The following is a 24,577-nucleotide window of genomic DNA, read 5'->3' on the forward strand; positions in this document are numbered from 1 at the left end:
AAGTCATTACTTCAGGGAAAGACCATCCTCCTCACTCAAAGCGCCAGAAAAAAGGGCCGCCCCGCAAAGGGCGGCCCTTTTAAATGGCATCCGGATAAAACTATTCGCTGTGCGAGGAGTGCCTTGTCACTTCGATGACGGCATCAAGATGACGCAGCCTGTCGATGGTACGGTACAGATGAGCCACATCGCGTACCTCCACGGTCACATCCAGCTCCGAACGTCCGTCAACATTGGACCGCATGTGGCATGCATCGATATTCACCTGCTCTTCCGCCAGCAGTGTGGTAATCTTGGCAAAACCGCCTATTTCATTATGGCAAAGCATGTGGATGCGTGCCGGATAGGGTTTGCCTTCGGTGCCGTCCCAGAACACACTGATAAGGCGTTCCGGTTCCATGGCCTGCACGTTGACACAGTCCGACGTATGCACGGTCACCCCACGCCCGCGGCTGATATACCCCACAATGGCATCACCGGGCACCGGATTGCAGCATTTGCCGAAACGCACCAGCACATCGTCAACGCCCTTGATGCTCACACTGTCAGACTCACGACGCGACTTCTGTGGTTCCGGAGCTTTTACCTCCGGCTGACGTGCGGGTTCCTCTTCTTTGGGCAGCAGCTTGCGCAGCACCTTGCGCGGAGTAAGGCGGGCATACCCCACGGCAGAAAGCAGCTCTTCTACCTCGCGGTAAGAAAATTCTTCCGCCACAGGCATCAGACCGCCTTCCTTAAGCAGCTTGGGCACATTCAGCCCCATGCGCCGGCCCTGCTTTTCCAGCATTTCCCGGCCCAGTGCAATGCTGCGGCTGCGTTCTTCCGTACGGATATAGTTGTTGATACGGGTACGTGCCTTGGCTGTTTTGACAAACCGGAGCCAGTCGCGGCTGGGATGGCGGTTGGCATCGGTTATTATCTCAACGGTGTCGCCATTATGCAGCTTGGTCGAAAGCGGAACCAGCTTGCCGTTGACCTTGGCGCCGGAACAGTGGTCTCCCACCTTGGTATGTATCAGATAGGCAAAGTCGATGGGGCTTGCGCCTTCGGGCAGTTCCTTCACCTCGCCGCGCGGGGTGAAGACATAAACTTCTTCCTTGAAAAGATCGAATTTCAGCGACCGCATGAATTCGCGCGAGTCGCTTTCCATCTTCTGCCAGTCCAGCATTTCACGCAGCCAGGCAAACTGCCTGACGTCCTTGGATTTTACGCGCTGCCCCTCTTTGTACAGCCAGTGCGAAGCAACCCCGTGCTCCGCCATTCTGTCCATTTCCTCGGTACGTATCTGTATTTCTATGCGCTCGCCCCCGGGGCCCACAACAGTGGTGTGCAGGCTCTGATACATGTTGGCTTTGGGCATGGAAATGTAATCTTTGAACCGTCCGTGAATGGGCTTCCATGCGGCGTGTACAAGCCCCAGCATGGCGTAGCAGTTTTTTACGTCATCCACGATAACGCGGAACGCGATGACATCGGGCACCTCGTCCAGAGCAAGGTTCTGATGCACCATCTTGCGGTAGATGCTGTTGATATGTTTGATACGCCCTTTAACCTTGCCGGGAATATCGTTTTCATCCAGCATACCGCGCAGCAGACTGATGACATTGTCAATGTAGTCGCTGTCTGCAACCCGCTTTTTTTCCAGCCAGTCAGACAGCTGACTCCACACATCAGGACGCAGATACCGCAGCGAAAGGTCTTCCAGCTGCAGTTTAATGCGGTGCAGCCCCAGCCTGTTTGCCAGCGGGGCATAAATGTCCATGGTTTCCTGCGCGATGAGCTTCTGCTTGTGCGGTTTCTGAAAGTCCAGAGTGCTCATGTTATGCAGCCGGTCCGCCAGTTTGACGATGAGCACGCGGATATCTTCCGCCATAGCCAGAACCATCTTGCGGATGTTTTCGGCCTGCGCCTCTTCCTTGCTTTCAAACGTCATCTGGCTGATTTTAGTGACACCGTCCACGATATCAGCCACTTCTTCGCCGAAAAGCGAATCGATCTCTTCAATGCCGGTGCTGGTATCCTCCACCGTGTCGTGCAAAAGACCGGCAGCGATGGAAGCCTCGTCAAGACGCATCTTTGCCAGACTGTGCGCCACGGCAAGCGGATGCATCAGGTACGGTTCACCGGAAAGACGCGTCTGTCCGGCGTGCGCGGCGGCAGAAAAGACATACGCTTTCTGGATAAGCGCAATGTCGGCGTCCTGCCTGTATTCGGCAATGGTATCGAGTATGTCCTGAATGCGGATCATTTATTTCTTCTTTGTCCCGTCTTCTGGTCCGGATGAGGAATAACGCTGCAGCCCGGCAGGAACCCACCAGCGGATGAAATTATGCATTATGCCCTTGGGCGCGGGTTCAACCCCTTTGAACCGGCTGTGCACAATAGGCAGAGCATAAGGTACATACAAAAAGGAATAGGGCTGTTCTTCGTGCAGGATGCGCTGCACTTCATCATACAACGGCTTTCTGCTGTCGCGGTCAAGCTTTGAGCGAGCCTGCTCAAGCAGCGTATCCACCCTGTCGTTACGGTATTTTGTCAGGTTCAACCCGCCGGCAACCGCCTGCGAGGAATGCCACACCATGAATATATCCGGGTCTTCCAGAATATTCCAGCCGAGCAGGATGGCATCAAAACGCCCTTTTTCCACAAATTCCTTGATAAAAGCCGCCCATTCCACAGTGCGGATGCGTACATCCACGCCAACCTGCTTAAGCTGGCTCTGGATGATCGTAGCCGCCTTCACGCGCTGATCATTTCCCTGATTGGTCAGTATGGTAAATGAAAAAGGCTTGCCCCCGCGCTCCAGTATGCCGTCCCCGTCGGCGTCGGCAAAACCTGCCTGCGAAAGGAGTCTGCGGGCTTCCTGCGGACTATAGGGGTAATCCGCAAGCTTGTCATTATATACCCATGTTCCCGGTTTGTAAGGCCCTACGGTGGCACGACCTTCCCCCAGCAGCACACCCGCGATAAGCGCATTCCTGTCTATGGCGCAGGAAAGCGCACGGCGCACTGGTGCTTCGTCAAAGGGGCTGCGCTCCATATTATACCCCAGAAAAGCATAGCCGAAAGACAGGTAGCGGAATTTATGCCACTGTGTGTCCCAGTCACCGCCGGTTGTCTGAAATTTATACTGCTGCGGGGTAAGCGACATCATATCGAGCCTGCCCGCTTTTAATTCAAGGAACATGGTAGCCAAATCAGGAATGTTGCGGTAAACCACCTCATCAATATACGGGCGCCCTTCAAAGTAGGTGTCGCTGGCTTCCAGCACCACCCTGCTTCCGGGCACCCATTCTTTCAGCCTGTAGGGCCCAGCCCCCACGGGCTTTCGCAATAACGGCGTCGTCAGCAGATCCTGCCCCTCCAGCCGGTGCCTGGGCAGTATGTCACTCATCCACGTGATGAGGGAACGCGCAAAAGGTTTTTCGTAGCGCACCTCTACGGTGTACCGGTCTACTTTACGGAATTCCTTTACCGCCAGAAAATCACTAGCGTACGCCGTGGGGGTTTTGGGGTCAATCATCAGCCTGTAGGTAAATTCGACATCGTCTGCTGTCAGTTCCGTACCGTCCTGCCATTTTATTCCTTTACGGAGTCGAAAACGCAACAGCGTTCCGCCTTCTTCCACGTCATAGGATTCGGCAGCCCACGGAACAATCTCCAGATTTTTGTCGTATTGCAGCAGGCCTATGTAAAGCCAGCTGGTTATCTCGCGCGAGACACTGTCTGACGCAAGCGCGCTGATAAGGTTGGTGGGTTCGCCTATGGACCCTATGATTATACGGCCACCGTAGGCTGGTTCGCCGTCATTCTGCGTTCCGGAGGGGGAACCTGTGACGGCAGAAACCACAGTGGCGTTTCCGGCGGTTCCGCCGGAAGGCTTGTCACCGGCACTGTTGTCACATGCCGTGACAGTCAGCAAAAACAGCATGCTGACAAAAACAACATAAACACGATTCATGAAAACCTCGCAGGCTATTGCCAATTCCGGCGGATACGGTATTCTCGGTCGATGGGGCACAGGTCGCACGACCTATGATAAACATCTACCAAAGTTCCGTTGCGTTGAAAACAGTAAGGTTTTCACCTAGTACTAGAAACGGCCTTGCACCGCATGCAATGCACACTCGAGGCGGGAGCTGCTGCAGCAGACATAAAAAGGCCGCAAAGGAGCTAGATCACACCATGGATAGAAAAGAGGAGACGACCGTAAAGACGATGTTGCAGGAATTCGTGACGGACACGATTCCGGAATACATCATCGACGGTTCGCATAATATCCTCAACAGCGGGGGAGTCCTTAAACTTAGCCTGAAAAAAGGTGAGGGCTACTGGGATGTTGAGGCACATATCCAAGGCGATGACTTTCAGAACTATTCGCCCAAACTTTCTTTGAGCATCGGTGAAGAAACCGTAAACTACATGTGCAACTGTCCGGATTCTTTTTCCGGCGTGTGCAGACATGTGGGGGCTGCGGCTCTCAAGCTGCTGGCTTCGCTTGAAACATCGGATGATGCGGAACCGGTTGCCCCGAAAACCGAGTGGCGCCAGAGCTTCCGCAATTTTTTCTCCACCGAGCTGGAGCCGGAAGCGGGCAAACACTATCTGATATTCCGCTTTCATCCCGAACCGGGCAGACTGCAGGTTTCGCTGTTCCGTGCTCGGCAGAACAAATCCGGTCTTTCCACCGTTCACAACGAAATCACTCTGGAACAGATCATCCGCAATCCGGACTGGTGCGAGCTGTCGCCCGATCTGCCGGCAGTGGCCCATCAGATAGGTCAGTACCTTGACTATCACGGGCACAGAATCGAAATACCCGACGGACTGCTTACATGGTTTCTGTGGACCATACGCAACGAATATTACCTTTTCTGGCAGGAAACGGAAAAGCCCTGCCACATAGACAGCTCGACCATGAGACTCAAGCTGCAGCCCCGCCTTGCGGAAGACGGCCTCGGCTTTGACGTCCTGCTGCACCGCGAGGGCAAGCCGCCGCAGTCCATTCTGGACTCGGAAGTGACCTTTCACGGACAGCTGCCGCTCTGGGTATGCTGGCGCCGCGGTTTCTACCCCGTGCACACCAGCCTCAGTTCCGGACTGGTTCAGGAAATGGTGCAGCATCCGCCGGCTATCCCGCAGGAAGACATTTCCGAATTTCTGGACAGGGTCTGGACACAGCTGCCGGCTTCCGACCTGTATGGGCAGGAAGAGTTTCTTGAGCATATGGAGCCGATTTTCGTCCCCGCCAGCTACAATCCCAAACTGTATCTGGACGAGGAAGGAAGTCTGCTTACACTGCAGATCCAGAACATCTACGAAACAATACACGGCGAATTCCTGCTGCCCGGTCCCAATCCCGAATTCCAGACAGGCAGTTATCCTTTTGAAGGACATACGTTCCTGCTGCGCCGTCAGCAGGAGGAAGAAGCAGCGCTCACTCAGAAGCTCATCGAAATGAACTTCCAGCCGCGTAACAACCGTGTCTGGTTTCTCGAGCCTGAAGAAGCCATCAATTTCCTGCTGGATGCCTACCCTAAGCTCATTGCGGAATACCGCGTGTACGGCGAAAAAGCGCTTTCGCGTTATAAAGTGCGCCTTTCACAGCCGGTCATTTCTGCCAAGGTGGAATCCAACGAGGAAGAAAAATGGTTCTCGCTGGATCTTAATGTGGAATATGACGGCCAGAGTGTACCCATTGAAAAAATCTGGAAGGCATGGACACAGGGCAAGCGCTATGTGCAGCTGAAAGACGGCTCTTACACCAGCCTGCCCGAGTCATGGCTGAAGACTCTGGGGCACAAACTGCGGGCCATGGGACTGGACCCTGAAAAGGCTCCCAAAAAGCGTTTTGAACAGTACGAAGCCCCGCTTCTGGACAATCTTCTTGAAGATCTGCCCGAAGTACAGACCGATTCTTTCTGGAACGCACTGCGTGAAAAAATTCATACCTTTAAAGAAATCACTCTCATTGAGCCGCCGCAGGGACTGAATGCAACTCTGCGCGGATATCAGCAGCAGGGACTGAGCTATCTCAACTTTCTGCGGGAGTACGGTTTCGGCGGTATACTTGCAGACGAGATGGGCCTTGGCAAAACCATCCAGACCCTTTCTTTCATCCAGTATATGGTTGAAACAGGCCGCACGGGTCCCAACCTGATCGTGGTGCCCACATCGGTGCTGCCCAACTGGGACCGCGAAGCGGAAAAATTCGTTCCGGGGCTGCGCAGGCTTATCATCTACGGCACCCGCCGCGAAAACATGTTCAGCCATATCTCGGAATCAGATCTGGTCATCACAACCTATGCCCTGCTCCGCCGCGACCTGGAGGAACTGCAGGAACACGAATTCAATTCGCTGATTCTGGACGAAGCGCAGAACATTAAAAACCCGAACACCATCACGGCACGTTCCGTGCGCAAAATCAACGCCGGACTGCGCATATGTCTCTCGGGTACGCCCATTGAAAACAACCTGTTCGAACTCTGGTCGCTCTTTGAATTCCTTATGCCGGGCTTCCTTGGTTCGCAGCACAGCTTCCAGCGCGGTATCATAAAGCCCATCAAGGACGGTGATCCCGAAACTCTGGAATATCTGCGTACGCGGGTTAAACCGTTCATTCTGCGACGGACAAAATCGGAAGTGGCCAAGGACCTGCCGCCCAAGGTGGAAAACGTTTACTACTGCGCCCTTGCAGAAGAACAGCAGGAACTTTACGGCGCACTGGCCAAAAAACTCAAAGATCAGGTCATGGCCGACGTGGACGAAAAAGGCATTGCCAAAAGCCAGATGTCCATACTGGACGCCCTGCTCAAGCTGCGTCAGATATGCTGCCACCCGCGTCTGCTCAAACTGGACATGCCGGGCCTGACCACCAACCTGCCTTCCGGCAAGTTCGATGCCTTCAAAGACATGATCACCGATATTGTCGAAGAAGGTCACAAGGTGCTGGTCTTCTCGCAGTTTGTTCAGATGCTGCATATCATCCGTTCATGGCTGCAGATAAACGACATGCCGTTCTGCTATCTGGACGGCACCAGCAAAGACAGGTTCGATCAGGTTGACCGGTTCAACGATTCGCCCGATATTCCCATCTTCCTCATTTCACTGAAGGCAGGCGGCACCGGGCTGAACCTGACCAGCGCCGACTATGTCATCCATTACGACCCGTGGTGGAACCCGGCGGTGGAAAATCAGGCAACGGACCGTGCACACCGTATCGGCCAGAAGAATCAGGTGTTCGCATACAAAATGATCTGCCAGAACACCGTGGAAGAAAAAATCCTCAAGCTGCAGGATATGAAACGCGGCGTGGCCGACGCCATCATCCCCGGGCAGGACAGCTGGAAATCGCTTACCCGCGATGATCTCGAAATGCTTTTCGACGTCTGATGCCCTTTTTGCAAACATCAGCCCCGCTGCGGAGGATTCCTCTGCAGCGGGGCTTTGTTATTTATACCACATGCTACGGCAGTACATCTATGCGGCCGCGCAAGATACACCGCTACTCGTGCATTGCCCGTCCGAAGCGCCTGCTTCGCCATTCCTGATACCCCATAAGCAGATGCCACTGCACCGGTACGACAAAAAGGGTAAGAAAAGTAGCCGTGCACAGGCCGGTTACAAACGTGGAAGCCATGGACCCCCAAACCAGTGAATAGCTGGGGATACCTACCGCCATGGGCAGCAGCCCCAGCATGGTTGTAAGGGTGGTCAGCAGTATGGGCCGCAAGCGGATGCGCATGCCCTCTATGGCTGCGGCAGTTCTGTCCAGTCCGTCACGGTAGAGTTTGTTCATGAAATCCACCAGCACCAGTGAATCGTTGACCACCACGCCGGTAACCCCCACAGTGGCCACAAAGCTGTTTACCGTAAACAGTGTACGGGTGAAAAACGTACCGAAAACAACACCGGTCAAAGCAAAAACAACAGCCGAAAGGATAATGAGCGGCTGAACGTATGACTGAAACTGTGTGGCCAGAATCACATAAATGATCAGCACCGCCAGCACAAACGCCATCATCAGAGACTGAAAAGAGCGTTGCGTACTGGCAAATTCACCGCTGAAGTCAAGAGTGGCTCCGGGGAAATCATTTTCTATTTTTCTGTAGTGTTCCTGCACGGCATGAATGACAAACTGGGGCGATATGGCCGCATCAGGCCTGATGTTGGCTGTCAGGGTAACCGCACGCTGCCGCTGATAACGGTTCAGCTGGCCTACCTCTCTGTATGAAGAGACAGTGCACAAATCTCCCAGCCGCACCGGCCCGCTGCTGTGTTCCAGCACCGGTACATCCAGCGCGTCCTCAGGCCTTTCCAGAAACACGTTGTCTATTTTCAGCCGCAGGTCCACATCTTCATCAGCCAGACGGAATTCCCCGACAAAACGCCCGTCAAGAACAGAACCGGCCAGTCCGGCCACTGTACGGGTGTCCAGCCCGTATTCTGCCGTACGCTCTTCGCGCGGGCGGAACCGGAAGACATAGCTTGGCTGACCGGTGTCATCGCCCAGATCCATAAGGTGCGGAGCTATGTCGGCACGCTGTTCCAGAAAGGTCTGCATGGCCGCCGCAAGACCAGAAACCGATGCGGGGTCGCTGCCCAGCACGCGCACGTTGACGTCTTTGCCCACGGGGGGACCGTCCTTTTCGGCGCGCACACGCACGCGCCAGCCTGCCGGCGTGTGCTGTGCAATGCGGCTCCGGACATCATCAAGGTGTGCCTGCGGATCGTTACGGGGATAATCGGCAAAGTGCTGCTGACCGGTCACGGGCAGTTCCACCGTCACCATACCCAGATTCGACCCGTGGACTGTCTGATAGTCATCGTCCAGATAATAACCTGCCACGCCCGAGGCAGAACGCGTCATGCCCGCGCCGAGGCTGTCCATAAACTGAGCAAACCCGCGTATGACACGGGATGTTTCACTGATAGGAGTGGCTTCCGGTGCTTCCACGGAAATGTAAAAGGTGGTGTAGTTATCAGGAAAGAACTTAATGCGCATGAGCGGCATGACTCCGCTCATGGAAACGCCGAAAATGAATACAGCCACGGAAAAAGCGGCAAGCACCGCCCCCAGAGTAAGCCAGCGGAAACGCATGCTGAACCGCAGAAGCCGCTCTGCCAGATTGCGCAGAGCAATCATGAAAGGCTTTTCACGGGTATGGTCAGCATCACCGGATGCCAGCCGGCCTCTGCCCGGCCAATCCAGAAAATGCAGCGGCAGAATGAACAGACACTCCACCAGTGAAGCAACCAGCGCAAAGCTGATGGCCTTGGGAATAAGCGCAAAAAACTGGCCTGTGGAGCCGGTCATGATAAGCATGGGCAAAAAGGCGGCCACCGTTGTGGCTGTGGCCGAGACAATGGGCAGGGCGACTTCGGCCGTTCCGTTGACCACGGCCTCGCGCAGCCGGCTTCCGGCCTGCACGTGGCGGTAGATGTTTTCCACCACCACCACGGCGTCATCCACGATGATGCCCGCCACCAGCACAAAGGAGAAGAGTGTTATTTCGTTCAGCGAATTGCCGGTAAGCTTCATCAGCACCATGGTGACAAGAAACGCAAAGGGAATGCCCACTGAAGTGACCATGGCGTTTCTGAATCCCATGAACAGCCATATGACGGCGCATACCAGCACAATACCAAGCAGCAGGTTGGAACCCAGCGTGCTCATGGCCTGATCAATATGACTGCGCTGATCACGGGTTATAACCGCTTCGACACCTTCTCGTTCCAGCACCGGAGCATATTCCGCCAGCACGGCTTCCACAGCCTTTCCGATGTCCAGCGCATTGCCGTTATCCAGTTTGATTACATTAACAGCCACGCTGTCGCGCCCGTTGACTGAGGCAATTACCTCCGGCTCGCGGTACGAGACAAAAGCACCGCTCATCACGTCACCCACGCGGACAAACGAACCGTCACCATCCCGCCGGATGATTGTTCCGGCAATATCGTCGCGCGAACGGAACCGTTCATCCACCAGCAGGGCGTATTCCTTGCCATGGCTGGAAAAATCGCCCGCCGGCACAGAAACATTGCCTGCCGCAAGCGCCGCGGCAACCTCGTCGAATGTCACCCCGTAACGGCTCATACGGTGCGGGTCCAGCTCCACATGGTATTCACGGGTGTATTCGCCCTCTATGGTCACTTCCTTTACGCCGGGCAGCCGCTCAAGATAAATCTTCAGTTCTTCCGCCATCAGCGTCAGGGCCCTGTTGGAGCGGTCGCCCACCAGATTTACGGACATCACCGGCATCCATGTGTCCATATCTATCTTGATGAACTGCGGCGGGTCCATCTCGTCGGGCAGATCATTCTGGACGGACAGCACCCGGAAGCGCAGTTCGTCATACTGTGCGTCGTAGTCCGTATCGTCCAGAAACTTCACAATGACATCGGACCGCTGGCGGTAAGATGTGGCCCTGACAAATTCCACATTCTCCAGACCGTCAAGCGCATCTTCTATCTTTGTCGTCACCAGCGCTTCAACCTCCTGCGGCGAAGCACCGGGCAAAAAGCCCACCACGACAACCTTGCCCATATCCACGTTGGGATACCGTTCGACAGGCAGCGAAAACGTGGCAAACACGCCCACCACCATCAGCAATACAAACAGCAGGTTAAGCAGCACCGTCTGGCGCAGGGTAAAGCGTACTACAGATTTCATATACGGCTCCGCTACCCTGCCTCGGGGGTGACAAGAAAGACATCACCGGCATGCACCTGCGCGGAACGCACACGCATGGTACCTGCCTGTTCACCGGGGCCCAGTACCAGCACGCGGACACGCTCTCCGTCGGGGCGCACCAGAAACCAGTCCTCGTACGCCCTTGTCAGAGCAGACTGAGGCACCGCCACGGCGCCCCCTTCATCCGGCATACGCAGGGCAAGCTCTGTCCGGATGCCGCCGCGCAGGACGCCGGTTTCTCCGGTTACCTGCAGGTCGACGTTGATCTTGCGTGTGGCGGGGTCAAAGTCGGGCGAAACTCGCTCCACAACGGCAGAAATACGCGTACCGCTGTCGGGCAGAGTCAGTTCTATGCGCTCCATTGCCTTCAGGGCTTCAAACTCGCGTACGCTGAGCGCCAGCGGCACAAGCAGGGTATCAAAGTCGCCGATTACGGCCAGCTTCTGCCCCTGCGTCACCCACTCTCCCGGCTCCACGCTGCGTTCGATGACGCGCCAGCCCGAAGGCGCACTGATGGTATGCCGCCGCAGACGTTCTGCCAGTGTCATTTCATCAATGCGCAACCGTTCCAGCTGCTGTCTGGCGGTCACCAGATCGCGCACAATACCGTCCAGCTGCGACTGCGCCGCGTGTTTGCCGCCCACAAGATTCCGGTACCTTGAAGTTTCCTTGTCAAAATACGCCACATCACTTTTCAGGCGCTGCTGATCGGCCCTGTTGGCCTGCAGTTCCAGCCTGATAAATGTGGTGTCCAAGGTCGCAAAAACACCTTTTTCACCTATGGGGTCACCCACGTCGGCGTACACCTGCGTGCAGCGCGCCGGAACTTCGCTCACCAGCGCAAGGCGGGTACGCGGCCGCGTAAAACCGGTCAGGGTGACCACTCTGTGCGCCGGTTCCACCACAAAAACAGCCGCCGCACTCTGTGCGGCGGACGGCAGACAACACGCCTGCCACACTCCCAGAAATGCGGCAAGCAACAGAATTTTCTTCAGCGCCGGAGCGCCTTTTCCCTCAATCATATTCCTCCTCTGGCAGCCCGTGCCAGACCGGCAATAAAATCCGGTACCCTGTCAATCATCGCATGTGTATCCAGCGCCCCCATCATCAGCGGAGCCCTGCCATTCAGTATCAGACTTACCAGCCCGTGCACCAGAGACCACATGCTGCTGACCACGGTTGTCACATCGCTTCCAGCAAAATACCCCAGTTCCAGACATTCCGCTGCCGTCGAGTGCAGCAGCACAAGAGCATCATCGGGCAGACCGTCCGGCAGCGAGCCGGCATCGAATTCGTAAAACGGCGTACGAAACATAAGCTCATAATATTCCAGATTATCAAGCCCGAAAGACACATACGCCCTGCCAAGCTGCTGCAGCCTGAGCAAAGGGTCGGCGGCATCTGCCGCCCCCATGAGGGCATCGTTCAACAACACGATACCTTCACACCTCAGTTCCCACAGAATGGATTCCCTGCTTCCGAAATACCGGTACAGCACCGCGGCACTGCATCCGACCTCACGTGCCAAATTACGCATGGAAACACTGCCCGCACCGTCGTGTGCGAACATCCGGCGGGCGGCATCAAGAATAATCCTGCGCTTTACATCATGCTTGATGCTCTTTGCGCTATGCGGGGGGGTATGTGCCTGCTGCATCCGGCATGGGCTACATCGCATTATAAAAAAAGTAAACAGTGTTCACTTTTTTTATAATGCGATGCCGGCACTACGGCAGAGCGGATTGTTCCGGCACCCTGCGGGTTGCAGTCAGAACGCGGTTTCTTCAATGCGGCGGCGCAAAGCGTCCAGCAGGGCCGTGGCCCTGCGCACATCAGTGCCGTCTGTACCGCTGAAAATCGTCTGGATCATTTCGTTTTCTTTGCAGACTGCCGCATTGTACGCCTGCTGTCCGGCAGCAGTAAGCACCGCCAGTCTGGACCGTTTATGCTTGGGATTATCTCTGAATTCCAGCAGTCCGGTAAGGTGCAAGTCGTTGCATACTGTCTGAATGAACTGCCGGGAAACACCCAGAGCAAAGGCGATATCAGGAACTGTAAGCGGTCCGGATTCGGCAATCTGCGTTGCCACACGCTTCTGCGGGGTAGTCATGCCGCTTTGCTCGTGCACACTGTCCATAATAATACCCAGCGCCGCATTCAGCCTGACAACCTGCCGGAAAAGATCGTGCAACTCCGCGCCGCAGGCGCATGCATGCGGCTTCATTACAGCCACCTTCTGACACTGAGACAAAACTCTTCATATCTGTTTCCAAACGCGGCACGGAGGTAGGCTTCTTCCCGCGGGACAACATGCAGATGCAGGTACAGTAACAGCATAAACGCAGCACCCAGCAGCCACAGGCTTGCCATCATCACGCCTATACCGGCCATAATGGCCACCCCGCCGGTATACATGGGGTTACGGCTGTAACGGTAAGCCCCTTCAGCCACCAGCATATGCGAAGGGCTGTCGGTGCGTACCTGCACCTTTCGGCTTGTAAACAGGTTATGCCCCCACATCATGAACGCGCCTCCTGCCAGCACCAGAAAAAGCCCCGCCGGCACATGCAGAAAACGGCCGCTTAACGGCAGTGAAGTAGGAAAGACAAACTCAAGCACGCCTCCAGCCACAAGGCAGGCATAAAAAAACAACGGCGGAAGAATCCATACTTGCGGCGGCTGCAGCGCAGCGGTTGATTTTGCGGGCATAAGCACCTCCCTGTCATATTGACAATAAAAATGTCATATTGACAACCAAATTGTCAATATATCGATCAGGTAACGCCCGCTCATAAAAAAAGCCGCCCGAAGGCGGCTCAGCAGACTCAAACACAGCGGAAATACAAGCACAAACGGCCAGCCTGCATATTCCGGCAACAAGGGGAAACAAAAAAATATGGCCGGCACTGCACCCGCTACAGATACCAGAGCACCGGAAAGGCCCCCGCAGCGCAGCATGCACGGCCGACACAAGGACCACAGTAATCAGCGACCGGAGGCACTCCTCAACCTGCCGCGCAGACCGGCGACGGTGGCTGCTATGTCATCTGCTCCCGTAATGGCAGAAACGAGCGCGCAGCAGCGCGCCCCGTGAGCCGCCACTTCCTCGATATTATGTTCCTTGATGCCGCCTATGGCCACAAAGGGCACAGTGTGGTTTGCAGCCACATAATCAAGGTATTCAAACCCCACAGGCGCACAGACATCTTTTTTGGTACGGGTGAAAAAAACAGGCCCCACCCCTATATAATCAGCGCCCTGTGCAACAGCGTCACAGCACTGCTCCGGCGAATGGGTGGAAAGCCCGATGATTTTTCCGTCGCCCACAAGACGACGCACTTCCGGTACGGGAATGTCTTCCTGCCCCACATGTACGCCGTCCGCATCGCACAGCATGGCCACATCAATATGATCGTTGACAATAAAGCAGCAACCGGCATCTCTGGTCAGCTTGCGAATCCCCATGCATTCACGCAGCATTTCACCGGCTTTTTTGTCTTTTTCACGATATTGTATCACTCTGGCGCCGCCCTGCAGCATGGCACGGACAACCTCCACGGTATCACGCCCGCGTGAAAGTCCGGCATCGGTCAGACAATAGATATCCCAGTCAGCCATATTATTCTTCATCACTCCTGCTCCCTGATACAATCTGCCGTCACGCAGGGGCCCAGAATCCGGCAAAGAACTGCGTCCGCCTGCATGGCGGCAGCCATCTGTACCCGCGGTGCCATGGGGGGTACCCCAGGGACCACGGCAGTCTGCATGTCTCCCACCACCACGCCGGCATTCCGCACCCCGCGCACCTGCATACCGGGGCCGCCCCAGCCGCCCATGCCCGAAGCGCTTACAAAAAAAATCCCGTGCTCCATGCAGTAGGAAACAATCATGCTCTTGGTTGCGGCATCATCCACAGCCTCCACCACTACGGAGCAACTGCCGAACAAATCATGCAGTAATGTGCGGTCAATACGCACCTGATGCACGCTCAGAACCAGTTCCGGTTCCAGGGCATACAGGTTGTCGGCCAGCGCGCGCACCTTGGGCTTCCCGACCTGCTGCGGCGTGAACCACTGTCTGTTCAGATTGGAAGGTTCCACATGGTCATGATCGGCCAGCACCAGATTACGAATGCCGCTGCGCACCAGCATGGCCGCACAGTTGGAACCCAGTCCTCCGGCACCGGCAATCCCCACCACAGCACCTGCCAGAAGCTCAAGCTGATGCTCCTTCAGGTGACTGCCCAACCCCCTGCGCAACATACCCGTCATACCGCGCAGCTGTCTTCCAGCGGATGCCAGTCTTTAAACACGGCCTGATAACCGACCCGGCTAACGGCTTCAACCACCTCGTCCACACTGCGCGGGTCAGAAATTTCAAACTGCCCTACAGAGGAATGTTCGTTTTCCGCATGTCCGCCCACAGCGGTGGATACACCGGCACTCATGCGGGTCACTCCCAGCGGTATCAGATTATCGCGGAATGCAGGCCGTTCGCGCGTGGAAATGGTAATGCCGCACCGCGGCAGAAAAAGCCGCATGGCCAGCAGTATTTGCACCAGCGCACGATCATCCACGTCACACACCGGCTGAAAACTGCCGGCATAAGGACGCATACGCGGCAGCGAAACAGCAATATCCACTCCCGGATACCTGTGCTGCAGCCAAAGGGCATGCATACCCGTCATAAAAGCATCACGCTGCCACTGATCCAGTCCGAGCAACGCACCTATATTCACATTGCGCATTCCGGCACGGCATGCTCTTTCCGGCGCCCCCAGCCTGAAATGATAATTGCTTTTGGGACCGGCAGGATGCAATGACGGGTACAAAGCCTCGTTATATGTTTCCTGAAAAAGTGTCATGCCGTCCACACCGGCAACGGCAAGTGTGCGGTACTCAGGCTCGGTCAGGGCGTACACTTCAATACTCAGTGACGGAAACAGAGGACGCAACACGCGCACACAGTCGCGGATGTAGTCAACGGAAGCCTTTGCCGGAGCCTCGCCGGTCAGCAGCAGCAGATGGCGCAGTCCTGTGGCGGCTATGGCCTGCCCTTCGCGCAGCACGCCCGCAGCATCCAGCTGCATGCGGTCTATGCCACTGCAGGCATTGAAGCTGCAATACACGCACCTGTTTGTACACCAGTTTGAAAGGTACAGCGGAGTAAACAGCTGGATGGTGCGGCCGAACTGGCGCACCGTGACATCACGGGCCTTATGCGCCATTGATTCCATGTACGGACGGGCCGCGGGTGAAAGCAAAGCCAGAAAGTCTTCCGGAGAAAGGGTATCCTTTGCCAGAGCCTGCCGCACTCTGTATCCGTCAGCCGCCATGCAGGCGGCCTGCACATCCACATCCTGCAACTGGCGGACAACTTCGTAAAAACCTCCCGCCTGTGCGGTTCTCACACTCATGTCAGCGCTGATTTCACTCATCACGCTCCCCGTCATTTTCTCATGGCTGCACATCATGAATCCAGAAAGCCCAGCAAAGGCGAAGAAGCCTGCGCCTGCCCTTCCAGCACGGCGCCTGTTCCGGCCAGCCAGGCTCTGCGCCCGGCCCGCACTGCAGCGCCGAATGCCGATGCCATAAGAACAGGATCGCCCGCAGAAGCTATGGCCGTATTGACAAGACAGGCTGCAGCGCCCATTTCCATTGCCTCGCAGGCCTGCGAAGGACGCCCTATTCCGGCATCGACAATGACGGGCAGTTCAATCTCTTCAATAAGAATACCTATCATCTCCTGCGTGCGCAGCCCTCTGTTGGTTCCTATGGGGGCCCCCAGAGGCATGACCGCAGCGGCTCCCGCACTGACAAGATCGCGCGCCACATACAGGTCGGGATTCATGTACGGCAAAACCACAAAACCGTCCCGTGCCAGTATCTCAGTGGCTTTTGCAGTTTCATACCCGTCCGGCAGCAGATACCTGCTGTCCGAAATCACCTCGATTTTAATCCAGTCGCCGCATCCTGCGGCGCGGGCCAGCCGGGCGATGCGCACGGCTTCTTCAGCCGTGCGCGCCCCGGATGTGTTGGGTAAAAGCTGCATATGCTGCGGAATGTGCTGCATGACGTTGCCTGCGGCAGCCTGCATGTCCACACGCCGCAATGCCACCGTAATCACCTGTGCGCCGCTGGCTTCTGCCACCCGGGGTATGAGACTGTCGGAGCCGTACTTGCCGGTGCCTATGAAAAGACGACTTTCCAGAGCACGTCCGCCAAGTACCAGTGGATCGTTGTTGTGTGTTGTTGTGTGTTCCATTAGCCCCCTCCTACAAAGTGCAGGATTTCCAGTTCATCCCCTTCGTGCAGCACCGTTGCCGCAAATGCGTCCGGCGGTATGATGGCGCGGTTGCATTCCACAACCACCGCAGCTGCATTCAGACCTTTACCCTTCAGCAGTTCGCTGACGGTGAGTCCGGAAGGTATCTCTTCCTCTTTACCATTCACCCTGATGTTCATTGTTCCGCCTTTTGTTCTGCACCCGACAGGCCGCAGCGTCCGGCAACGCCGGAATCTTCCGGCGGGCGGCGCGCTGCTGTCTTTCATACATCGGACATAAAAAAAGCGGCCTGCCCGAAAGACAAGCCGCAGCATTTCCGCAATGAAAATATCATGGCTTCCCTTCGGCAGTGTTAACTGCATCAGGTTCAAGGGGTCAGAAGCTTTGCGCTTCAATCTCAGCCTGACAAGGCCCCCCCAGCACTGGCGCATACGCGCCCTGGTCATACATACAAAAAAAACCGGCTCCGGCCGGCTGCATATGTATGATATGTCTGCCAGCTTCCCTACGGCGGTTACCCGCATCAGGTTCCAAGGGTCAGAAACTCCTGTTTCAATCTCAGCCCGTACGGGCACCCCTAGCTGTTTGACCGCACAGTAGCCGACCGGCCACATGCTGTAAAGCACTTATTTGTAAAAAAAGCACCGGCCGGAGTCTTCCGGCCGGTGCGACTTTTGCTCACGGCTGCAGGCACCCGACACGCTGTCAGGATCATCTGCCTGTTTCTACAGAAACTTTTCCACTCCGGCGTAGGGCATATCAAATGCTTCAGCCACACCTTTATATGTGATTTCGCCATCGATCACGTTGGCACCCAGCGCAATTTCACGGCTGTCCTGCATGGCTTTTTTCCACCCTTTATCCGCCAGAGTCACGGCATAGGGCAACGTGGCATTGGTCAGAGCCAGTGTGGAGGTTTTTGCCACGGCGCCGGGCATGTTGGCCACGCAGTAATGCACCACATCGTCCACCACAAACGTGGGATCCTTGTGTGTTGTGGGATGAGAAGTTTCAAAACATCCGCCCTGATCAATGGCCACATCCACCAGTACGGATCCGCGCTTCATGGTTTTTATCATCTCACGTGTTACAAGACGCGGAGCCTTGGCGCCGGCAACCAGTACGGCACCCACCACCACGTCAGCCTCGCGTACCAGCTTGCGCAGCGTGGCGGGAGAAGACATCAGAGGAAAGCAGTTGGCCGGCATGATATCGCTGAGGTGACGCAGCCGGTCAAGATTCATATCAAGAATGTACACCTTTGCGCCCAGACCGCATGCCATCTTGGCGGCATTGGTACCCACCACTCCGCCGCCTATGACTACAACTGTACCCGGATCAACCCCGGGAACGCCGCCCAGCAGCACGCCGTGCCCGCCCTGTGTCATCTCCAGATATTTGGCACCCTGCTGAATGGCCATCCGCCCGGCCACTTCGCTCATGGGAGTAAGCAGCGGCAGGCTTCCGTCCGGCTTCTGAATGGTTTCATACGCGATGCATACCGCCTTGCTGTCCACCAGAGCCTTGGTAAGCTTTTCATCTGCGGCAAGGTGCAGATAGGTGAACACAATCTGTCCTTCACGGATAAGGCCGTATTCAGAAGGCAGAGGTTCTTTGACGTGCATAACCATATCAGCGCGGGCATAAATCTCTGCAGGAGTCTCTACAATTTCCGCTCCGGCTCTGGTGTAGGCCTCGTCCAGAAATCCGCTGCCCGTCCCCGCATTTTTCTCCACCAGCACGGTATGTCCATGATGCACCATCACTTCCGCACCGGCAGGCGTCATGGACACCCGGTTCTCTTCGGACTTTATTTCTTTGAGAATGCCTACGATCATATTGCTTTCCTCCACGCTGAAATATGCAAAGCAGCAGACACCATGCCTGCGCCCTTTTCATAAGAAAGCAAACACCTTGCCAGAATGCGGAGCTAAAAAACAACGGAAGAAAAGTAAAACTGAGGCCGGAAAAAAGATGTTTAAAAACAGAACATTATTTTGATGAAAATATCAAAAAAGACTGTACTGCTATTGCAGAAATGAGTGATTGAACAGCTAGAAATGGTAAAAAAACAAACCAGCGAAACAAAGTATACGCACTATCTATCTGTTTTAAATAACCATGTGCATGATGGTCAAAAATCAAACCATTTGGACATAAATCAAACCGAACCGACACCCAGTTTGCGCATTTTTGCCAGCAGTGAGGAGTGAGAAACCCCGAGAGCCTGCGCCGCCTTGCGGATACTCGGCGTTCTTGTCAGAGCATCGCGTATGACACCGCGTTCAAAGTCGGCCACAGCATCGCGCAGTCCTGTACTGGCAACACGCGCCCCCTGCCGTAACGCCTGCCGCGACATGCCGGCTTCGATTTCATGGCTGAAAAGTATATGTGACTGGCGCACTATCTGCCCCTGACACAATATGGCCGCACGCTCCACAACGTTTTTCAACTCCCGGACATTACCCGGCCAATGATGCGCGCGCAGCTTGTCCAGCGCATCGGGGGTAAGCGAACGCGCCGGCTTGTCCAGCCGCGCCGCGAGATTCAGCAAAAAATGCTCCACCAGCAGCGGGATATCGTCCAGCCGCTCTTTTAGCGGGGGTATGTGGATAGGCAGCACATTGATGCGGTAATACAAATCCTGCCGGAAGCGCCCTTCTTCCACCAGCCGCTCAAGAGTTCTGTTGGTGGCGGTTATAATGCGCGTGTCCACCGCCACTTCCTGCGAACCTCCCAGCCGGCGCATTCTGCTTTCCTGTATGACGCGCAGGATTTTCACCTGCGATGCAAGCGGCATATCGCCTATCTCGTCCAGAAAAAGAGTTCCGCCCCGGGCCACTTCAAACAGCCCCTGTTTGCCCTCGCGCCTGCCGCCTGTGAACGCCCCGCGCTCATAGCCGAAAAGCTCGCTTTCCAGCAGCTGCTCGGGCAGTGCAGCACAGTTTACAGGAACAAAAGGTCCGCTGCGCCTGCTGGCTGTATGAATGGCACGGGCAAAAAGCTCTTTGCCTGTACCGCTTTCTCCGCGGATGGAAATGATGGAGTCTGTTGCCGCAACCTGCTCTGCAAAGCTGATGGCAAAAGCGATGGCAGCATCCCTGCCGACAATATCGCCAAATCCGATCTGTTCCGGATCGGTTATGGAACGGGCCAGCTGCCGGATTTCACGCATATCGCGGGCCAGTTCCACAGCCCCGACAATGCGGTCATTGGAGTCGCGTATGGGACGGCGGGTCACAAAGTACTGTACCCGCCCGTCAGAGGTGGCTATCTCACGCTTGGCATTAAGCAGCTCCTTACCCTCAAGGCACTCCAGAAGCCCGTTATCCGGCAGTCCCAGAGAAGCAAGCGGCTTGCCCGCCGCATCTGGGCCGCAGCCGTAAACCTGACGCAGAACGGCATTGATGGCTGTCACCCTGCCCCGAGCATCGATGGACAGCACTCCGTCACTGATATTGTCCAGCACGACCTTGAAACGCTTTTCACGTTCTTCACCGGGCAATGTTTCCACAATGCGGAATTCCAGCAGGTCGGGAATTCTGCTGAGCACTTTAAAAAGCGCCGCCCGCTCCACGGCCTCGTCCCACTTTTCCGCCTCGATATATACAAAGGCTTTGTCAGTCTTACGTTCCACCTCCATGGAAGAAATGGAAAATGCATGGCCGGCCAGCAATGAAGAAAGGTCGGAAACAACACCCACGCGGTCTTTGAAAATAAGTTCAAGCTTGAGCTTCATACCATGCCGTTTACGGATACAGAATTATCAGCCGCCACCAGGCGGCTCAGGAAGTGCCCGCTGCAGAGCAAAGCCAGTAAAACACCGTTTTACCGGACAAACAAGCCTGCAAAGCTGTTCCGCTCCGCAGGCTTTTGCACGCCGGATATACGGTTTCCGGACGACCTGTTCATTTTTTTTCAAACGATTCAAAAGGATTCAGACATACCCGCGAAGGTCCGTACACGGCAAAATCTTCACCTTTTTTCAATGCCCAACGCTGGGTGCCGTACTCGAAGTGCCACCATTCACAGGAATAATTGACAAATCCGGCCCGGACCATCACGCCGTACAGCAGCCGGCGGTTGCTCAAGGCCTCTTTTTCCTCAGGCTGCAATGCGATGCCCCGCTCAAGACGTTCTTCCAGATGCCGCGTGTATGAGATGTCTCTGGGATAATCAAAGGGCGAACCGAAAAACAGCTGCCTGCCGGAACGGGTTGCCAGAGTAAGGTCAACCGCCCCTCCTGTCACATGCGGCGACGGCGCGGAAGCGTCAAAGCCGGGGCGTGCCACATACTGCTGGGTCAGCGCGTGCAGTTCATCTTCATCCGCCTGCGGGTTGGCTCTGGCCAAAGCACTGCGGCAGCGCTGGAACAGCACAGTCTGGACCTGCGGGCTGCGCCATCCGTCCAGCACCACCATACGCAGATCAGGCGGCAACATTTCGGCCGCCAGCAATAATTTTTCAAACACACTCCGGCGGGCATAACATTCCGGCAAGGCTCCGCCTATACCGGCGGCAAAATAGGCCGAACGCACCAATATCTTCTCCGGAACCAGCGACAGCGGAACCAGCGGTTCATTATTTTCGGCAATGGACACGGAGTAGACTTCTTCCCAGCTGTGGGAACGTACAGCGGGAATGGGGGCGCTGTAGTGTTTATACATTATGTTCTCCGCAAAAAACGACCGGCGCGGCATCGGCCCGCACCGGTCAGCAATGTTAATAGCCCAGCATATGCGGCAGCCAGACAGATATCCCGGGAACAAAAATCAGCAGCAGCTGACAGGCCAGCGCCACCAGAACAAACGGCCAGATGTGCCTGAACATTTTTTCCAGCGACACATTACCCACGGAGGATACGATGTACACGCAGGCTCCCATGGGCGGAGTGATAAGCGCAATGGTGATGTTCAGTGTCATCACGATGCCGAAATGATACGGATCAATTCCCGCCGCCACAGCCAGCGGCGCGAACACCGGAGTAAGCAGCACCAGAGCCGCAATTTCTTCCATGAACATGCCCACCACAAACACAATCAGGCTTATCAGCAGCAGAACCTGTTCAGGACTCGAGGCATAACTCATGATCACCGGAGCCATGGACTGCGGTACTTTTTCGGCAGACAGAATCCAGCCGACAATAGTCGCCGCCCCGATAACCACAAAAATGACACTGGTAAGCCGGACCGTGTTCGACAACGCCAGCAGCACGCCCTTCACCGTCAGCTGCCGTGTCCAGACAAAGCCCACGATGACCACATACAGACTGGCTATGGCACCGGATTCGGTGGGGGTCATGAACCCGAACAGGATACCGCCGATAATGATACCCGGAGCAATGAGCGCAGCCATGGCTCCGCCGGTGGCCCTCCAGAGATCAGGCATGGAAAAGGCCGTATTGACCGTAGGCAGGTTGAGCCGCGCGGCACTGATGCGGTGCATGACCATAAAAGCGACACCAAGCAGCAACCCCGGCACCACACCCGCCATAAACAGCCCGCCCACATTCGTCTTTGTCATGGCGCCGAACAAAATCATAAAAATGCTCGGCGGAATGATGGGACCGATAAGCGAACTGCCGGCAGTAAGGCCCGCGGCATACGAGTCGGGGTATCCGCCTTTTTTCATGGCGGGAATCATGATGGAGCCTACTGCGGACGCATCCGCCGCGGCAGAGCCGTTGACACCGGCAAAAATGATGCTGGCCACCACTGTCACATAGCCCAGTCCGCCCTTGAGGTGTCCCACAAGAGCCTCGGCAAAACGCAACAGTCTGCTGGTCAGTCCGGCGCAGCCCATCAGTTCGCCCACCAGAATAAAGTACGGTATGGCCAGCAGGGAAAAAGGTTCCATGCCGCCATAAAACTGCTGCACCATCAGCCGCAGTTGACCGGACTCGCCGATGTAGGCAAACCCGGCCAGCGCTGTACACAGCATGGCCACAAACAGCGGCAGCCCCGATGCCAGCATGGCAAAAAAGACAAGCAGCAAAAGAATGCTCATGACGCGTCTTCCCCCTCTGATGCACCGCGCACGGGGCGGGCGGCCAGCGCATCAAGTGCGATGAACTGCTGCAATGCGTATTCTGCAAGCATCAGCGCCATGCCTACGGGTACCGCCAGCAACGGTATCGTTTTTTTCACTCCCAGCGTCATAATGGTGAACAGACGCATTTTGTAAGCATATGCACCGCCCAGCCAGATCATAAGCACAAGGATGCCCGCAAACACCAGTGTACGGAATATCACAGCCGCCCTTCTGGCGCCGGGAGACAGCCTGTCGACCAGAATGTGAATGGCCATGTGCTCGCCGCGCTTCAAAGCAGGAGCAGCAGCCAGCATGACCATCCAGACAAGCGTGACCTTTGCCAGATCAGTTGTCCACACGGGCGCACGATAAAAACGGGAAAACACACCAAGCATAACCGACAGCAGGTTGACCACGAGGAGAGCCCCCGCCCCCATAAGGCAGAGGCGCTCCAGCAGGTCGGAAGCCTTATAACAGACGTCCGCCACACGGCCCATCTATTTCACTGCCTCATTGGCCTTGCGGGCGTCTTCCATGGCATGGTCTATCCATGCCGTGTCAATCTGTCCGCTGAGCCACTTGATGTAGGAAGGACTGCCAAGTTCCTTGAACTGCGCCAGCTCTTCCGCGGTGGGGGTGTAAACGGTCATGCCCTTGCCGGCCAGAAACTTCACACGCTCGTCTACCTGAGACTCCACAAACTGGCGGGTCTTGACGTTTGCCTCGTGCGCCGCCTTACGGATTACCTGACGCTGGCTGTCGGGAAGAGAGTCAAGCAGTTCACCGTTAATCAACAGGAACTGATCGGAATACTGGACGTTGGCAAGGGTGAGATGGTCCTGCACCTCGTACAGGCTGCCGATGATGATATAGGTGGGGGGGTTCATCTGGCCGTCTGCCACGCCGGTTTTAAGCGCAAGATACACCTCGGTCCACGGAATAGGAGTTCCGGAAGCTCCGAAGGCTTCGTACATGGCTACCTGGCTGGCATCCATGGCGCGGAATTTCATACCCTTGAAATCAGCCGGAGACCTGACGGGCTTTTTGGAAGTAAAGGCAATGAAGCCCCCCTCTTCCACCACGGCCAGCAGCTCGATGCCGGTGCGCGAACGCAGCTCTTTTCCGGCTTTATCCATAAAAGAGCTGTTGTCGAAAAATTCATGTGCCGCAGCGTAGCTTTCAAACATGAAGGGTACGTTGGTGGCGAACATTTCAGGAAACACGGTCTCCATACCGCCGAAAGAAGCCACATTGATCATGGGACCGGTCATCACCTGTTCCATGCGCTGCTGCTCATTACCCAGCTGACTGTTGGGATACAGGTCGATGACAATGCCGCCTCCGGACTCTTTTTCAACCAGTTCCTTGAAAGTGGTGGCAAAAGCATGCACGGCGTTGTCTTCCAGACTGGGCGGCCCGTTGTAACTCATCTTGACCGTCATGGCGGCCGCAGCCAGCGCCGGAACAGCCAGCACGACCAGTGCGGCGGCCATAAAACGCTTCATGCCTCTGAAAAAATGTCCCGATGGTTTCATAGACATCCTCCGATAGGAATAAGGTTGAACCGCC

Annotated in this window: 19 protein-coding genes and 2 riboswitches; of the genes, 1 reads left to right on the forward strand and 18 read right to left on the reverse strand. The window is 55.8% G+C overall.

The features are described from left to right. Nucleotides 1-100: 100 nt before the first annotated feature. Nucleotides 101-2,248: a RelA/SpoT family protein gene (locus tag H586_RS0103670; RefSeq protein ID WP_011367526.1), complete on the reverse strand. Its 2,148-nt coding sequence runs from the start codon at nt 2,246-2,248 to the stop codon at nt 101-103. Further along, nucleotides 2,249-3,961: a peptide-binding protein gene (locus H586_RS18040; RefSeq protein WP_051363845.1), complete on the reverse strand. Its 1,713-nt coding sequence runs from the start codon at nt 3,959-3,961 to the stop codon at nt 2,249-2,251. It lies immediately after the preceding gene. Between the two features lie 224 nt (nt 3,962-4,185). Between H586_RS18040 and H586_RS0103680 the strand changes: the two genes are divergently transcribed. After that, nucleotides 4,186-7,392 (forward strand): DEAD/DEAH box helicase, encoded by a 3,207-nt coding sequence (locus H586_RS0103680; protein WP_011367523.1) that lies wholly within the window; start codon nt 4,186-4,188, stop codon nt 7,390-7,392. Nucleotides 7,393-7,504: 112 nt separating this feature from the next. Here the strand turns inward: H586_RS0103680 and H586_RS0103685 are convergent, their stop codons facing one another. The 16 genes from H586_RS0103685 to H586_RS0103760 form a co-directional block, all read right to left on the reverse strand. Next, complete coding sequence (locus H586_RS0103685) at nt 7,505-10,672, reverse strand: efflux RND transporter permease subunit (protein WP_027181391.1); 3,168 nt, start codon at nt 10,670-10,672, stop codon at nt 7,505-7,507. A gap of 11 nt (nt 10,673-10,683) precedes the next feature. Then, a complete protein-coding gene (locus H586_RS0103690) occupies nt 10,684-11,715 on the reverse strand; it encodes an efflux RND transporter periplasmic adaptor subunit (protein ID WP_011367521.1) in 1,032 nt (343 codons plus the stop codon). Beyond that, nucleotides 11,712-12,371, reverse strand: a complete 660-nt coding sequence (locus H586_RS18045; RefSeq protein ID WP_081701757.1) for a TetR family transcriptional regulator — start codon at nt 12,369-12,371, stop codon at nt 11,712-11,714. Before H586_RS18045 ends, H586_RS0103690 begins: the two co-directional genes overlap by 4 nt. 90 nt (nt 12,372-12,461) lie before the next feature. Further along, nucleotides 12,462-12,917 (reverse strand): MarR family winged helix-turn-helix transcriptional regulator, encoded by a 456-nt coding sequence (locus tag H586_RS18050; RefSeq protein ID WP_051363847.1) that lies wholly within the window; start codon nt 12,915-12,917, stop codon nt 12,462-12,464. Next, entirely contained in the window at nt 12,917-13,402 is a 486-nt protein-coding gene (locus H586_RS19875; RefSeq protein WP_011367518.1) for a methyltransferase family protein, read from the reverse strand. Before H586_RS19875 ends, H586_RS18050 begins: the two co-directional genes overlap by 1 nt. 276 nt (nt 13,403-13,678) lie before the next feature. Continuing rightward, a complete protein-coding gene (thiE, locus tag H586_RS0103710; protein WP_027181392.1) occupies nt 13,679-14,323 on the reverse strand; it encodes a thiamine phosphate synthase in 645 nt (214 codons plus the stop codon). Continuing rightward, on the reverse strand, nt 14,323-14,964 hold the full coding sequence (thiF, locus tag H586_RS0103715) for a sulfur carrier protein ThiS adenylyltransferase ThiF (protein WP_027181393.1): 642 nt from the start codon (nt 14,962-14,964) through the stop codon (nt 14,323-14,325). The genes thiE and thiF overlap by 1 nt, the downstream gene beginning before the upstream one ends. Next, nucleotides 14,961-16,130: a 2-iminoacetate synthase ThiH gene (thiH, locus tag H586_RS0103720; RefSeq protein ID WP_267878764.1), complete on the reverse strand. Its 1,170-nt coding sequence runs from the start codon at nt 16,128-16,130 to the stop codon at nt 14,961-14,963. The genes thiF and thiH overlap by 4 nt, the downstream gene beginning before the upstream one ends. Before the next feature lie 32 nt (nt 16,131-16,162). Beyond that, nucleotides 16,163-16,957, reverse strand: a complete 795-nt coding sequence (locus tag H586_RS0103725) for a thiazole synthase (protein ID WP_011367514.1) — start codon at nt 16,955-16,957, stop codon at nt 16,163-16,165. Continuing rightward, on the reverse strand, nt 16,957-17,157 hold the full coding sequence (gene thiS / locus H586_RS0103730) for a sulfur carrier protein ThiS (RefSeq protein WP_011367513.1): 201 nt from the start codon (nt 17,155-17,157) through the stop codon (nt 16,957-16,959). Before thiS ends, H586_RS0103725 begins: the two co-directional genes overlap by 1 nt. 142 nt (nt 17,158-17,299) lie before the next feature. Beyond that, a riboswitch (TPP riboswitch) is annotated at nt 17,300-17,406 on the reverse strand. 57 nt (nt 17,407-17,463) lie between these two features. After that, nucleotides 17,464-17,567: riboswitch (TPP riboswitch) on the reverse strand. A gap of 136 nt (nt 17,568-17,703) precedes the next feature. Next, nucleotides 17,704-18,816, reverse strand: a complete 1,113-nt coding sequence (ald, locus tag H586_RS0103735) for an alanine dehydrogenase (protein WP_027181395.1) — start codon at nt 18,814-18,816, stop codon at nt 17,704-17,706. Between the two features lie 323 nt (nt 18,817-19,139). Further along, on the reverse strand, nt 19,140-20,717 hold the full coding sequence (locus H586_RS0103740; protein WP_011367511.1) for a sigma 54-interacting transcriptional regulator: 1,578 nt from the start codon (nt 20,715-20,717) through the stop codon (nt 19,140-19,142). A 169-nt stretch (nt 20,718-20,886) separates the two neighbouring features. Continuing rightward, complete coding sequence (locus H586_RS0103745) at nt 20,887-21,645, reverse strand: M15 family metallopeptidase (RefSeq protein ID WP_034618593.1); 759 nt, start codon at nt 21,643-21,645, stop codon at nt 20,887-20,889. A 55-nt stretch (nt 21,646-21,700) separates the two neighbouring features. Continuing rightward, the gene (locus tag H586_RS0103750) at nt 21,701-22,984 is read right to left on the reverse strand and encodes a TRAP transporter large permease (RefSeq protein ID WP_011367509.1); all 1,284 of its coding nucleotides are present in this window, start codon (nt 22,982-22,984) and stop codon (nt 21,701-21,703) included. Then, nucleotides 22,981-23,505, reverse strand: a complete 525-nt coding sequence (locus H586_RS0103755; RefSeq protein WP_027181397.1) for a TRAP transporter small permease — start codon at nt 23,503-23,505, stop codon at nt 22,981-22,983. Before H586_RS0103755 ends, H586_RS0103750 begins: the two co-directional genes overlap by 4 nt. After that, nucleotides 23,506-24,543, reverse strand: coding sequence for a TRAP transporter substrate-binding protein (locus H586_RS0103760; RefSeq protein ID WP_034618536.1), 1,038 nt, complete (start codon nt 24,541-24,543; stop codon nt 23,506-23,508). It abuts the gene before it with no gap. Nucleotides 24,544-24,577: the final 34 nt, after the last annotated feature.

The sequence above is a fragment of the Oleidesulfovibrio alaskensis DSM 16109 genome (assembly GCF_000482745.1).
Taxonomy (GTDB): Bacteria; Desulfobacterota; Desulfovibrionia; order Desulfovibrionales; family Desulfovibrionaceae; genus Oleidesulfovibrio; species Oleidesulfovibrio alaskensis.